Here is a 12644-nt window from a genome sequence, read left to right on the forward strand (position 1 = left end):
GCACACTGGGCCGATGCTGCGCGCGTCGGCCACCGCGACCCTGCCGGAACTGCTGCTGCGACCCTGGTGTGACGACGACGCCGACGCGCTGATCGCCGCGTACCGCGACCCGGTGCTGCGACGCTGGACCCGGGCGCCGGTGACCACCGTCACCGAGGCCCGCCGGTTCCTGGCCGCGGCACGCCGGGACTGGGCCGACGGCCGCCGCTTCAGCTTCGCGGTGCTCGAGCCGCGGCCCGCCGGCGAGACCCTGGTGGCGCAGGTGGTCCTCAAGAGCGTCACGCGGGGTGGCGGGGACGCCGAGGTCGGCTACTGGACGGCCGCGCCCGCCCGGGGTCGGGGCGTCGCCCCGCACGCCCTGACGGCGGTCACCGAGTGGGCGTTCGACCGGTTCGCCGGCCTGCGCCGGCTGGACCTGCTGCACCAGATCGACAACCCGGCGTCCTGCCGCGTCGCGGAGAAGGCCGGCTACCGCTTCCAGGAGGTGCTGCCGGCCCGCCCGCCGTTCCCCCGCGACGGCCACCGGCACGCCCGCTGGGCCCGGGAATGCCCGCCCGGGCCCGGGCGCTGACTCGTCGCGTCGGTCCCGGCGGGGTGGGCCGCGTTACCGTGGAGCGGGGAGGTGTCGGCGGGTGGACAGCTGGGAAGCGACGGTCGAGGCGCGTATCCGCGCGGCGCAGGAGCAGGGCGAGTTCGACAACCTGCCCGGCATGGGCAAGCCGATCCCCGGCCGTGGCCAGCCGTACGACGAGTCGTGGTGGATCAAGAGCTTCCTGGAGCGGGAGAAACTGCCCACCGATCTGCTGCTGCCGACGCCCCTGCAACTGCGCCGCCGCATCGAGCAGGTGCCCGACGAGGTGCGGGACCTGCCGACCGAGGCCTCCGTACGCGCCTTCGTCGCCGACCTCAACGCCCAGATCCTCGCGTGGCTGCGTACGCCCACCGGCCCCCGGGTCGCGGTGCGTCCCGTCGACGCCGACGAGGTGGTCCGCCGCTGGCGGGCCGGGCGGGAGACCGCTGCCGCAACGGCGCCGGCACCGCCGGCCGCGCCGGCCGCACCGCGCCAGCGAGGCTGGCGGCCACCCTGGCGGCGTCGGATCGCCCGCTGACCCTGGCCGGCGTACGCCAGCAGGTCGTGCGCCACGTGCGCGGCGGTGGTCCGGCAGCTCTGCCGGTCACCCTCGGTCGCCCGACCCGGCTCGTCCAACTCCGTACCCGGGACCGAATGGCGCTTGCCGGCCGCCGGCAGCGGCACTAGGGTCGCAATCGTGACTGCCGGGTCGGCCATGGGCCACGAGCGGACAGGGCACCCGGCCGGCAGGTGAGCCGGGGGCGGGCCCGCGGCCCGCCGACGCCCCGCATCCGCCGGTGTCGACGCCACGTCCACCGCGTCGCGTTTCCCTCACACGCCTTTGCGCCGTCCACGCCGGTCGCACGCCGGCGTATCCCACATCCTCGCCGCCACCGGTCGCCGGGCGGGCGATCCACCGTGGCCGCATCTCCTGCCCGAGCAGAGAGCAGAGCATTGCCCAACGACTTCAACCAGCAGATCATCGACGAGTTCCGTGCCAACTCCGGCCGGGTCGGCGGCCCCTTCGAGGGGGCCCGCCTGATCCTGCTCACCACCATCGGGGCCCGCTCCGGCGCCCCGCACACCACCCCGGTCGGCTATCTGCCCGACGGCGAGGAACGCATCCTCGTCATCGCCTCGGCCGGGGGCGGTCCGAGGCACCCGGACTGGTACCACAACCTTGTCGCCGACCCGCACGCCACCGTCGAGGACGGGGTCTTCACCTACCAGGCCCGCGCGGAGGTGCTGACCGGCGCCGAACGCGACGAGATCTTCGCCCGCGCCGTGGAGGCCGATCCGGGGTGGGCGGCATACCAGGCGAAGACCTCGCGCGTGATCCCCGTGGTGGCGTTGCACCAGGTGACGGGCGGCCCACCGGAAGCGGCGTCCTGGGGAGCGGCGCTCAAACTGGTCCACGACGCGTTCCGCCGCGAGTTGGCGCTGGTCCGCGACGAGGTGGCCCGCAGCGGTCCGGGTCTGGGCGCGCAACTGCGGGTCAACTGCCTGACCTTCTGCCACGGCCTGCACCATCATCACCGCAACGAGGACGACGGCATGTTCGCCCGCCTGGACGGGCAGCGCCCCGACCTCGCCCCGACCCTGGCACGGTTGCGCGAGGAGCACCAACGCATCGCGGCGCTGGTCGCACGCCTGCAGCAGGTGGTCGGGGACCCCGACGCCGACCCCGCCGAGGCCCGCCGGGAGGTCGAGCGCCTCACCACCGAGCTGGAGGCCCACCTGACGTACGAGGAGGAGCAGCTGATTCCCGTCCTCGACGGCGCCGGCTGATCGCAGGCGGCTCCGCCCGCGACCGCACCCGGTTCGCGGGCGGAGCCCCACCCGATCCTCGTCGCGGGCTAAGGGCGGGAGCGGGATCCACGCCGTTCGCCGCCCGGTTGCGCCCCGATTTGAGGGTTCACGGCCTCCGGGCACCTCACGACTGACTCGAAGCCTCAACAAGCATCTCAATGAAAAAATTGAGGCATGGACGTTGGGGACATGAAGCGCCACATCCGCGACACCTTCGGCGGGGTGCGCACCCTCGAGGCGAACGGCGACACCTTCTACATCTACGACCCCGGCCGTGACCTGCCCGCCGAGCGACAGCTGCCGTTCGCGACGATCGTGACGGGCGACCACTACGACGACGCCTCCGCGCTGGGCAGACCGGGTGCGTGGCGGCTCAACATCGGGCTGACCCGCTCGGCGTACGCGAGGCTGTTCCCGCACGGCTGCGACGACGGCGTCGACCACACGGTGACGGACACCGTGCTGCCGCATCCCGTCTACGCGCCGCAGCACTGGGTGTGCGTGGTGACCCCCGGCGAGGCGACCCTGGCCACGGTGCGGCAACTGCTCGCCGAGGCGTACGCCTTCGCGGCCCGCAAGCACGCCAACCACCGGTCGCGGCAGACCTCCTCCTGAGATGCGCGCCCGGGCGGCGCGTCCCGCCCGGGCCTGTCGCACCTCGGGGTTAGCTTCGGCGGGTCTGCCGTCGGGCAGGCCCGCCGAGGACGAGGGGACACCGCCGGATGTCACGCAACACGCAGACCGTCGAGACCTACCTGGACGGCTTCCGCAGGAACGACCACGGGCAGATCCTGTCCTGCCTCACCGACGACATCGAGTGGACGGTGTTCGGCGCCTTCCACCTCAAGGGCAAGGAGGCCTACGACGCCGCCATCGAGGGGCCCGGGTTCGTGCCGCCGCCCCACCTGGAGGTCGTACGCATGGTGGAGCAGGGCGACACGGTCATGGCCGAGCTCGTCGGCTCGGTGCGCCGAGACACCGGCGAGGAGATGCGCATGTCGATGGCCGAGGTGTTCGTCATGCGCGACGGCAAGATCGCCGAGCGGCGCGCCTGGGTGATCGAGCTGAAGGAGAACGACCACCGCTGACCGCGACCGTTGCGGGCTAGTACTCCAGCCGGGGATTGTGATCACGGCTCGGTGAGGTCTTGTCGGGTGTAGTGGCTGGTCATGGCTTGGGCTTGGTGGCGTCGTCGGCGGATGGACCAGAGCAGTGGGTCCGCTCGGCGGCGGGTGGGTTCGATGATCAGGACGTGGAACAGGTGGCGTAGTTCGTTGACGGTCAGTCGGATCAGCCCGGCCGGTTGATGGTGGTGGTTGGCGGTCGCGGCGGCGAGGAATGCGTGGGCGAGGATCACCAGGGTGGTCCAGCGGTGCCATGACGTCCAGCGGCGGTGTTGGTGCTGGTCGAGGCCGAGTCCGGTCTTCGCGGCCTGGAACGATTCTTCGATTTTCCAGCGGCGGCCGGCGACCGTGACCAGGCGGTGGAGTGGGACGGGTTGCGGTGACCAGCAGCGGTAGAAGGCCAGTTCACCGGTGCGGCGGTTGCGGCGGGTCAGGAGCCAGTGGTGTCCGCCGTGTGCGTCGGTGGCGTGCGGTAGGGCGGTGTAGGACCAGTCGTACCAGCGGTGGCCTTTCGCGCCTCGGCCGGCGGAGATGCGCTGCCAGGCGGTGGTGGGAAGACCGGTGGCCAGGGCGTCGACGCGGTGGACGCCGAGGCTGGTGGTGACCTGGTGGGAGCGGGCCACGGCCAGGACGTAGCCCAGGCGCAGCTGACGTAGCCGGGCGGCCAGGCGTGGATCGTTGCCGTAGGCCTCGTCGCCGGCCACCCACCCGCACGGCAGCCCGGCGGTGACCGCGGTGGTGATCATCCGGGACGCCAGCTGCGGTTTCGTGGCGAACCGCACCTGCTCGGGGACACCGGCCCGTGTCCGGCGTTCGGGGTCGTCGCACCAGGATTTCGGCAGGTAGAGGGCCGCGTCGAGCATCGCGTGAGCGGTGTCGGTGGCGTAGACGAGGTGCACGGCGAGCTGGCAGTTCTCGATCTTCCCGGCCGTGCCTGAGTACTGCCGCTGGACACCGACGGTGTGCCGGCCCTTCTTCAGGTCCCCCGTCTCGTCGATGACCAGCACCGCCTCGGTATCACCGAGGTGCTGGGCGACGAACTCGCGGACATCGACACGAACGGCGGCGTCGTCCCAGCGCATCCGGGTCAACAGGTCCTGCATCCCGTCCGGGCCGCTGTCACCGGCGTGCTCGGCGATCGTCCAGCAGTTCTTCGACGGTAACGGCGCCAGCAGGCCCCGGACGAAGTCACGCACCCGACGGCGAGGCTCGGGCCTGCGGAAACGTCCCCCGACCGTCAGCATCAGGCCGTCGAACAACACCCGCCACCGCTGAGCGTCTACCCTGTATCCCGCAGCCACCGCCGCGTCATGGTCAGTCCACACAACCGCCCATGATCGACGGTGGCTGCACCCGTTCACACACCACACCAAGCCCCAGCTCAGCCAAGGTCAACATCCCCGGCTGGAGTACTAGGTGTGAGCCTGCGTGAAGGCGTGACAGAAGTCCCGTTCGGTCACCATTCCGTTGCCGCCCCCGCCGACGGAGTAGCCCTGCCGCGACAGGCCCCGGACCGGGTCGAGCACCTCGTTCATGAAGTGCCGGGTCCACTCGCTGACGTCCTGTCCGTCGTGCAGCGAGAGCGGGACCAGAATGGCCAGACTTCCGCCGGGCCACTTCAGCGCGCCCCAGAAGACGCGGTAGAGACCCACCCGACTCATGATCAGGCCGTCGGCTCTGACCTCGTGGTCCTCGGCGAGGCGGGGTGCCGCCGCAACGATGTCGCGGACGATCTCGCCGAGTTCGCCGGGACCCTGCACGGTGATCACGAGACCTGCCGCCTCGACGAGTTTGTGCAGGGTCTCCACAGGCGTGCCTTTGGCCCGGTGCGCCAGCTCGAGTGGGAACATGGGGTGAGCCACCTCCGTGGTCTGGTTGGATCGCGTAACGGTGCCGTCCGGGAACTGGTTGGTCGTCACCGGTCGGCAGGCGGATGTCGGTGCAGCAGCGGGATCAGCGACACCGTCCCCCGGCGTAGGGGAGGTGCCGTCGCCCCGGCGACGGCGATGATCTCCTCGGCGCGCGCCACGACGCCGACCAGGGTGGGTGGCCAGCCGCAGTCGATCCACGGTGGTGCGTCGCAGGGCGCCTCGTCGGCGGCTGACGACGGCGCCCAGGGCGTGAGCGGTCCGGCGGAGAGCGTCATCGACGGTAGTGGTTCGACGAACGGGGCGTCCCGGTCGACCTCTGACGGGTGCGCCGGAGGCGGTCGTGTCGGCGCGGCGCGGCGCAGCGTGCCGGCTATCCGCAACGACTCGAGCAGCTCGACGAACTGACGCGTGCGTCCACTGCGGCGAGCGGACTCCAGAACCTCGTCGTTGGCGTGGTCGAGGGCTGCGCGCCAGCCGGCCCGCTCGCTGACGTGCGAGAGCCGCCACGACATCGACTGCATCGCCGCCCACGCGCCTGCCAGCAGGTCGAATCTGTGGCCGCTGTCGCTCGGATAGGTCAGCCCCTCGTTGAACGAGGCCTGGGCGTAGGCCAGCCACTGCCCCGTCCTGCGGTAGTGCTCCTGCGCCTGCCGAAAGTTCGCCCGGGCCTCGCCCCCGTCGCCCCGGTTGCGGGCGACCGTTCCCAGGCCGAGCCTGGCGTCGGCCGCCTCGTGCTCGTTGCCCACCGCGTGGAAGTGCTCCAGGGCTCGGGAGTACCTGAGCTGCGCCTCCGGCAGGTTGCCCGCGCGGAACGCCACGAGACCCAGGTTGTGGTTGATGCGCGCGGCCCGCTCCGGCGACGGATCGTCGGTCTGCCAGTGCCGCAGGGCGGAGAGCAGATGGGCGCGGGCACGCTCGAAGGACTTCACCCCGGCCAGCGCCAACGCCGTGTTCTGGTCGAGTTCGGCGAGCTTGCCGCCCAGTTCGCCTTCGTCGCACGTCTCCCGGTACAGGTCCCCGGCCTGGTCGAGGTGTTCGAGGGCGGGGCGCGGGCGACCCAGTTCGATCAGCACCGCGCCCAGGTTCACCAGCGTGTCCGCCGCGTGCCGACGAAACCCGTCCCTGAGCAGGGCGTCGGCGGCCTCCCGGTACTGTTGCGCGGCGACATCGAGTTCGCCGCGCTGAAACGACACGTTGCCCAGGTTCTGCCCGACGACGGCCGCCTGCCGATCGAGGTCGAGGTCCCGGTACAGGGCCAGGGCCGTGTGGTACCGGTCGGCAGCCTCCTCCAGGTCGCCCATGAAGTACGCGGCGTTGCCGACGTTGGTCGTGGCGTCGGCGACGCCCTTCAGGTCCTTGCGGGCGGCGAAGGCGGCCAGGGCTACGAGATAGTGCTCGCGCGCCTCGGGCCAGTCTGCGCGGCCGAACGCCGCCACGCCGGCTGCCAACCTGTTCTCCGCCACCTCGGCGGCGTCGTCGCCCGGTTGCCACCGGGGGACGTCGGGACGTGGTGACCCCGGGTCGAGGCGTCGCTGCGTGGAGTGGTCGACCCCTGGGATCGTTCGGACCGCAGCGTCCGGAATCTCGTAGGTCACCAACGCCGACCACACCAACGGGGCGTGCAGGCGGCGTGCGGCGTCGCCACTGGCGGACCGCCAGCAGCTCAGTCGGTCACGCTGCCACTCGCTGATGGCCCCGACGGGATCGCTCGTCTCCAGCACCGCATCGACGGCCAGCGCGAGCGCGGTCGTGGCCGAGCCGATCGGCGCCCCGCCGGCCACGAGGCGCTCCGAGCCGTCGCTCGGCAGGCTCCAACGGGTGGCGATCACGGTGCGCGCACCCGCATTCATCGCCGCGAGGGTGAGACCGATCTGCTCGGTGTACCCGGCGTCGTCGGACTGGCAGGCGACGAAGCCGACCCGGCGTGGGGCGGGCCACCGCGCGGGTTCCCTCAGCCACTGCCCGGCGGTGAGCCGCGCGTCCCCGGTCTCCCCGTCGACGGCCAACTCCAGGCCGGCGGAGGTCGGCATCGCCGGGTCCGTGGCCGAGGCGTGGCCGACGAACACCAGCCGGGACCACGTCTGCGACTGGAGGGCCGCGGCCAGCTCCGAGGGCGAGCAGCCCACCGTCGCACCCGCGCCGAGCAGCGCGTCCGTGTCGCCGCTGCGGCGGCGCCACGCCTCGGGCACCCCGTCGGGGTAGATGCGCCCGCCACCGTTCCGGCTCCCGGCCGCAGTGGGATCGACGACCCGTACGGCCGGACCGTCGCCAGTCCAGGGTGCCGCCGGTCTGGCCAGGTTGACCAGCATGGCCGGGCTGATTCCACCGAGGACGTTCGCGCGTTCGATGAGCCGGACGTCGTGCTCGTCGTCGATGACGAGAAGCTCCCACGGCACGCTCGACAGGCCGGGACCCGGCGCTACGACGAGCGTCGTGTCGTGTGCGTCCGCCGTCCGGATCCGATCGCGAAGCTCCTCCGGAAGCAGGATGCCGCCCAGTTCGCGGAACAGGGCGAGGTTGGCGGCCGGGTCGACCATCGCGCCGGTCCAGGATCGACGGGCGGCACCGTTGAGCACGGCGACCCGTTCGCCGAGGAGTTCTATGCGCCTGGCGATGGCGGAAGCCGTCGACGCGGGGTCGTCGTGCTGGGGACGTGCCTCCGCGATGCGGCGGTCGACGTCGGCGAGTGCTGCCCGTTCCTTCGCGACGAGACCCGGCAGCGAGGCCGAGAGGGCGGCCAGTGGCGTGGCCAGGCGGTCGAGGGCGACCGAGCCCACGGCCAGCGGGCCGGCGCTGTCGAGCAGGCGTACGTCCGCGCTGAGCCACCAGTGGGCGTACTCGGCGGTCTGCCAGAAACCGAGCCACCACACGCGCCCGCGTCCCGGGTAAGCCTCCACGCGATCCTTCCTACGATCATGGTGCGCGGGTCTGCCAGCATGTGTGCATGACGCAACTGTTCGTGCCCCTGGACGACGGTTCCTCCCTGGTGCTGGACGGCGTTGCCGAAGATGAACTGTCGGACGCGGCCCACACTCTTGACGTCACCGACTTCCTCCGTGACGCCGTCCTGGCCGGTGTGACCGGGAACTTCACCTACGACGTGCTGAAGGCCGTGGCGCTTCAGCTGCGCGCACGCGGCTTCCTGGCGAGGCGTTCCTCCTCGACGGCCGCCAGCATCGCCACGGCGATCGCGGGTCACCTCACCTCGGTCGGGTACGCGACGATCGAGGTGTTGGAGGTGGCGCAACTGGTTGACCGGTCATGGTCGGCGGAGGGAACCGCCGATCAGCGCCCGTTCGAGGTGCGCGCCGATCCCGAGGGGCAGGTCATGCAGGTGCGGGTGCGGTAGCGGATCGTCAGCCGTTGCCGCAGTGTGGGCACTTGCGCACCCGATCCGACTTTGGCTGTCCGCAGTAGGCGCATTCCACCGTCTCCGCGATCATGGTGCTCCTATCGACGCTGACTGGTCCGGGGTCACCGCTTCGACACCGTACGTTACGCGCCCGCGGCGCGGCGGCCATCGGCCGAAGGGTGACCCGAGCGTCCACAAAGGCCGGTAGGGACCAGCCGATCGCCGACTTCTCCGCGCCGCTTCGCCGTCGGCCGGGCCCGACGGCTCGCCCGACCAGCGCGGCACCTGACCGTCCGAGGTGTCGCGCCGCCGGCGTTCAACGCAGGGTCAGCGGCGTCTCGGCGCCGAGGCGGGTCAGCTTCTCCGGGTTGCGGACGTAGTACAGGCCCGTGATGCCGGTGGCCTCGACGCGGATCGCCATGACGCCGTCGATCTCGCCGTTCAGGCGTACCAGCAGTGCCGGGCTGCCGTTGACCACGGTCAGGTCGCCGGTGAGGACACCGTCGGTCCTGCCGAGGCCGCCGACGATGAAGCGGGCCACCTTGTCGGCGGTGACGATCGGCCGCAGCGCCGCCTGCCTGATGCCCCCGCCGTCGCCCACCAGGACGACCTGCGGGGCGAGGACGGCCAGCAGGTCGCCCACGTTGCGGGTCTCGAGCGCGCGTCGGAACGCCTCCAGGGCTGCGCGGGCCTCGCTGGGGGAGACCACCGCGCGGGGGCGGCACGCGTCGACGTGCCGGCGGGCGCGGTGCGCGATCTGGCGTACGGCCGCCGGGCTCTTGCCGACGGCGGCCGCGATCTCGTCGTAGCTGACCTCGAAGGCCTCGCGCAGCACGAAGACGGCGCGTTCGGTCGGTGAGAGCCGCTCGAGGACGATCATCAGCGCCATCGACACGCTCTCGGCGAGTTCGACGTCCTCGGCCACGTCGGGCGCGGTGATCAGCGGCTCGGGCAGCCACGGACCGACGTACGCCTCCTTGCGGCGCTTCATCGTGCGCAGCCGGTTGAGCGACTGCCGGGTCGTGATCCGGACCAGGTAGGCGCGCTGGTCGTGGATCCGTCCCACGTCGACCCTGCTCCACCGCAGCCACGTCTCCTGGAGCACGTCCTCGGCGTCGGCCGCCGATCCGAGCATCTCGTACGCGACGGTGAAGAGCAGGTTGCGGTAGGCGACGAAAGCCGCGGTCGCCGTATCGGTGGCGTCCTCGCTCATGTCCGGTTCCCTCCTTCCTTCCCGGCCGGCCTGGCCGGGCGCTCCGCCGACGACCGCCCTCGTGCGGCGGCTCCCCCCGTTGTGGATGCGCCGCCGCACGAGCGGGCCGGGCCGGACCACCGATGCCGGCTCAGACCGGCTGGCCTGCGGTGGTCGGCGCCTCGCTCCGCTTGGCTTGGAGCAGTTGCTGGCGCGTGCCGTCGCTGATCCACCAGGCGCGCGCGCCGGGCTTGCGCGCCTCGTACGACAGCTGCCAGACGATGCTCCTGCACACGAGTTCCTTGAGCCTCGCACCCGGCCGGCCGCCGAGGTGGAACCGCACGGCGGTGTCGTTGCGGCGGGCGAACTGGAAGACGGCGGCGCGCCGCCCCAGGCTGATGCACTGGCCGGCGAAGCCCACCGCGACCGGCGCGGGTTGCCGGCCCGCGATCCGGCTGAGCACCGTCTCGGCGGCCTGCGGCCCGAGCTGCATCGCCGACTGGCAGCCCATCCGGAACGGCAGATCCGACGGTGCCGCCGAGTCTCCGGCCGCGACGATGCGCGCGTCGTCCACGCTGGTCAGTGTCTCGTCGGTGCGCAGGCGACCCAGGGCGTCGGTGCTCAGCCCGCTGTGGCCGGCCAGGTCCGGCACGCCGAATCCGACTGTCCAGATGGTGACCGCGCTGGGCAGCTCGCGGCCGGCACCGAGCCGCACGGCGTCGCGGGCCACCGCCGTCACCGTCGCGTCGGGGCCTTTGAGCACGGTGACGCCGAGCTTCGCCAGCCAGCGGGCGACCGCGCGTCGGCCACGAGGATGCAGGTACGGGCCGAGCACCCCGCCGCAGACCAGGGTCACGGCGCGGCCCGTCTCCGCCAGCTCGGCGGCGGTCTCGATGCCCGACGGGCCCGCGCCGACCACGGTGACGGGGGCCGAGTCGGGGGCGGCGTCGAGGACAGGCCGCACCCGCCGCGCGTCCTCCAGGCTCGCGATCGGGTACGCGAACTCGGCGGCTCCGGGTACGTCCGGGTCGGCGCTGCCGCTGCCCACGGCGTAGATCAGGTAGTCGTAGCCGAGCGTGCCGCCGGTCGCTAGCCGCACGTGGCGCTCGGCGGCGTCGATCCGGGTCGCGGTGTCGACGACCAGCCGTACGCGTTCGGCCAGGACGTCGGTGTAGTCGACGACCGCGTCGTCGGACCCGCCCACCAGTTGGTGCAGGCGGACCCGATTGACGAAGGTGGGGCGCGGGTTGATCAGGGTCACGCGCACGTCGGCGCGCTGCGTCAGGCGATTGGCCGCCATGACGCCGGCGTATCCGCCGCCGATCACGACGACTTCGGTGTTCCCGGTCATGGTGTCTCCTCCGCTCGCGGGGCCTTCGACCTCAAGACACCGGACGACCGGGCGTTGTGACACGAGTGAGGCGGGTCACGCAGCAACCGCAGCCGGGCGGGGACGGGGATGAGGACGGTTGCGTACCGTCGCCGGCTCATGCCCGGACGACTGCAGCGAGCACGTGTCGGCGGACGAGTCGCAGCAGCGTCGTCAGGGGCGGCGCAGGCGTAGGGCTACGAAGCTCGGGCGCTCGGTCAGGCGCTCGTAGCGCTCCGGGTTGATGGCGCGCAGCGTCTCGACCGCCCTCGGCTCGACCAGCCGCTCCAGCACGAACCCGGCGTCGAGCACCTCGGTCACCAGAGTCTCAAGGGTCATCCGCTGGAAACGCATGGTGGTCCCGTCGGCGACGGGGAACCCGACCCAGCTCTCGTCGAAGTACGATCCGCCGAAGTACCTCCAGTCCGACGTCGGGTGGGTCGTCGACAGCAGGAACCAGCCGCCCGGCCGCAGCACTCGCCGTACCTCGCCGAGGAATCGGGCCCGGTCGGTGAGGTGGTGCAGCACCAGCGCGCAGACGACCCCGTCGAACGACGCGTCGGCCGCGAACTCCAGCGCAGTGTCCAGGTCGTGCTGCCGGACTTCGGCGCGATCGTCGAGCAGGGTCCGGGCGTGCCGGACGAGCGTCGCGCTGCCGTCCACCGCCACCACCTTGGCTCCCCGGCCGACCAGCTCGGCTGCATGGTGGCCGCCGCCGCAGCCGGCGTCCAGGATCCGGAGACCGGCGACGTCGCCGGCGAGCGTGAGCATGGCCGGTCGGTCCGTATAGGCATTGTGCGGACCGTCGGCGGCGTGCGCCGCGAAGACGTCACCGGCCTGGCCGTGGTACGCGTGGGCTGCGGGCATCCGCGAAGCTTGACCGGACGGTGGCGCGGGCCGCAAGGCGGATCGGGTCACCTGGCGCCTCAACGACGTGGGCCGCCGGTCATCCCGCGCCGGCGTCGGGATCGCGAAGCGGCCACGGTTTCTGCTCGGGGGCCGCAGCGGTCAGCTCTGCTGGTGGTTCACCGCCGCGAAGCCGCAGGGCGCGTGCAGGTGCAGGTAGTAGGCGCCCTCACCGAAGTCCACGTCGGCCCCGCCGACCGGGCCGAGATGGTCCATCGGCTGCCGGCAGGCGGGGCAGTCGACGTGCCCGGCGTCCTGGATCCAGTCGCGATGGCCGCCCAGGGTGGGGCCGCCCTCGTCGGGTGTTGGTAAGAATCGCGACACCAGGGGCCAAAAGATGATCTGGGCGTGAGGGCTGTTGGAGGTGTGTCAGGCGTCGGAATGATTGGGTTTGGCTGCGTGAGGCTTTGGCGCTCAACGCCGAAGACCTCGACGGCGAGGACGAGGATC

The 12644-nt window shown here is 72.0% G+C and carries 14 protein-coding genes; 6 read left to right on the forward strand and 8 right to left on the reverse strand.

The window, feature by feature from the left end; translation table 11 throughout:
- Positions 1-13: 13 nt before the first annotated feature.
- The 5 genes from CLT72_RS05825 (at position 14) to CLT72_RS05845 (ending at position 3468) form a co-directional block, all read left to right on the forward strand.
- Entirely contained in the window at positions 14-571 is a 558-nt protein-coding gene (locus tag CLT72_RS05825) for a GNAT family N-acetyltransferase (protein WP_101409855.1), read from the forward strand.
- A 61-nt stretch (positions 572-632) separates the two neighbouring features.
- A complete protein-coding gene (locus CLT72_RS05830; RefSeq protein WP_101409856.1) occupies positions 633-1109 on the forward strand; it encodes a DnaJ family domain-containing protein in 477 nt (158 codons plus the stop codon).
- Between the two features lie 416 nt (positions 1110-1525).
- Complete coding sequence (locus CLT72_RS05835) at positions 1526-2359, forward strand: nitroreductase/quinone reductase family protein (RefSeq protein ID WP_101409857.1); 834 nt, start codon at positions 1526-1528, stop codon at positions 2357-2359.
- A gap of 195 nt (positions 2360-2554) precedes the next feature.
- Positions 2555-2995 carry a DUF6194 family protein gene (locus tag CLT72_RS05840; protein WP_101409858.1) on the forward strand — a complete coding sequence of 147 codons (441 nt, stop codon included), beginning with the start codon at positions 2555-2557 and terminating at the stop codon, positions 2993-2995.
- Positions 2996-3102: 107 nt separating this feature from the next.
- Positions 3103-3468 (forward strand): nuclear transport factor 2 family protein, encoded by a 366-nt coding sequence (locus CLT72_RS05845; protein WP_101409859.1) that lies wholly within the window; start codon positions 3103-3105, stop codon positions 3466-3468.
- Between the two features lie 41 nt (positions 3469-3509).
- Here the strand turns inward: CLT72_RS05845 and CLT72_RS05850 are convergent, their stop codons facing one another.
- The 3 genes from CLT72_RS05850 to CLT72_RS05860 form a co-directional block, all read right to left on the reverse strand.
- Positions 3510-4748 carry an IS701 family transposase gene (locus CLT72_RS05850; protein WP_199184706.1) on the reverse strand — a complete coding sequence of 413 codons (1239 nt, stop codon included), beginning with the start codon at positions 4746-4748 and terminating at the stop codon, positions 3510-3512.
- Between the two features lie 168 nt (positions 4749-4916).
- Positions 4917-5354, reverse strand: a complete 438-nt coding sequence (locus CLT72_RS05855) for a hypothetical protein (RefSeq protein WP_101414963.1) — start codon at positions 5352-5354, stop codon at positions 4917-4919.
- A gap of 65 nt (positions 5355-5419) precedes the next feature.
- The gene (locus tag CLT72_RS05860) at positions 5420-8272 is read right to left on the reverse strand and encodes a CHAT domain-containing tetratricopeptide repeat protein (protein ID WP_144082201.1); all 2853 of its coding nucleotides are present in this window, start codon (positions 8270-8272) and stop codon (positions 5420-5422) included.
- Between the two features lie 47 nt (positions 8273-8319).
- Between CLT72_RS05860 and CLT72_RS05865 the strand changes: the two genes are divergently transcribed.
- Positions 8320-8724 carry a hypothetical protein gene (locus tag CLT72_RS05865; RefSeq protein WP_144082202.1) on the forward strand — a complete coding sequence of 135 codons (405 nt, stop codon included), beginning with the start codon at positions 8320-8322 and terminating at the stop codon, positions 8722-8724.
- Between the two features lie 7 nt (positions 8725-8731).
- Here CLT72_RS05865 and CLT72_RS32545 read toward each other — a convergent pair whose 3' ends face one another.
- The 5 genes from CLT72_RS32545 to CLT72_RS05885 form a co-directional block, all read right to left on the reverse strand.
- Positions 8732-8896: a zinc ribbon domain-containing protein gene (locus CLT72_RS32545; protein WP_358168012.1), complete on the reverse strand. Its 165-nt coding sequence runs from the start codon at positions 8894-8896 to the stop codon at positions 8732-8734.
- Positions 8897-9043: 147 nt separating this feature from the next.
- Positions 9044-9940: an RNA polymerase sigma-70 factor gene (locus tag CLT72_RS05870; RefSeq protein ID WP_101409863.1), complete on the reverse strand. Its 897-nt coding sequence runs from the start codon at positions 9938-9940 to the stop codon at positions 9044-9046.
- Positions 9941-10070: 130 nt separating this feature from the next.
- The gene (locus tag CLT72_RS05875; RefSeq protein WP_101409864.1) at positions 10071-11270 is read right to left on the reverse strand and encodes an FAD-dependent oxidoreductase; all 1200 of its coding nucleotides are present in this window, start codon (positions 11268-11270) and stop codon (positions 10071-10073) included.
- 192 nt (positions 11271-11462) lie between these two features.
- Entirely contained in the window at positions 11463-12155 is a 693-nt protein-coding gene (locus CLT72_RS05880) for a class I SAM-dependent methyltransferase (protein WP_101409865.1), read from the reverse strand.
- A 141-nt stretch (positions 12156-12296) separates the two neighbouring features.
- Positions 12297-12518 carry a hypothetical protein gene (locus CLT72_RS05885; RefSeq protein WP_350823341.1) on the reverse strand — a complete coding sequence of 74 codons (222 nt, stop codon included), beginning with the start codon at positions 12516-12518 and terminating at the stop codon, positions 12297-12299.
- Between the last annotated feature and the right edge of the window lie 126 nt (positions 12519-12644).

The sequence above is a fragment of the Micromonospora sp. CNZ309 genome (assembly GCF_002846525.1).

Bases quoted from the DNA above. Each gene is read 5' to 3' on its own strand.
- CLT72_RS05825 (WP_101409855.1), top strand. From the start codon at position 14: ATGCTGCGCGCGTCGGCCACCGCGACCCTGCCGGAACTGCTGCTGCGA.
- CLT72_RS05840 (WP_101409858.1), top strand. From the start codon at position 2,555: ATGGACGTTGGGGACATGAAGCGCCACATCCGCGACACCTTCGGCGGG.
- CLT72_RS05845 (WP_101409859.1), top strand. From the start codon at position 3,103: ATGTCACGCAACACGCAGACCGTCGAGACCTACCTGGACGGCTTCCGC.
- CLT72_RS05850 (WP_199184706.1), bottom strand. From the start codon at position 4,748: ATGCTGACGGTCGGGGGACGTTTCCGCAGGCCCGAGCCTCGCCGTCGG.
- CLT72_RS05855 (WP_101414963.1), bottom strand. From the start codon at position 5,354: ATGTTCCCACTCGAGCTGGCGCACCGGGCCAAAGGCACGCCTGTGGAG.
- CLT72_RS05865 (WP_144082202.1), top strand. From the start codon at position 8,320: ATGACGCAACTGTTCGTGCCCCTGGACGACGGTTCCTCCCTGGTGCTG.
- CLT72_RS32545 (WP_358168012.1), bottom strand. From the start codon at position 8,896: ATGGCCGCCGCGCCGCGGGCGCGTAACGTACGGTGTCGAAGCGGTGAC.
- CLT72_RS05870 (WP_101409863.1), bottom strand. From the start codon at position 9,940: ATGAGCGAGGACGCCACCGATACGGCGACCGCGGCTTTCGTCGCCTAC.
- CLT72_RS05875 (WP_101409864.1), bottom strand. From the start codon at position 11,270: ATGACCGGGAACACCGAAGTCGTCGTGATCGGCGGCGGATACGCCGGC.
- CLT72_RS05880 (WP_101409865.1), bottom strand. From the start codon at position 12,155: ATGCCCGCAGCCCACGCGTACCACGGCCAGGCCGGTGACGTCTTCGCG.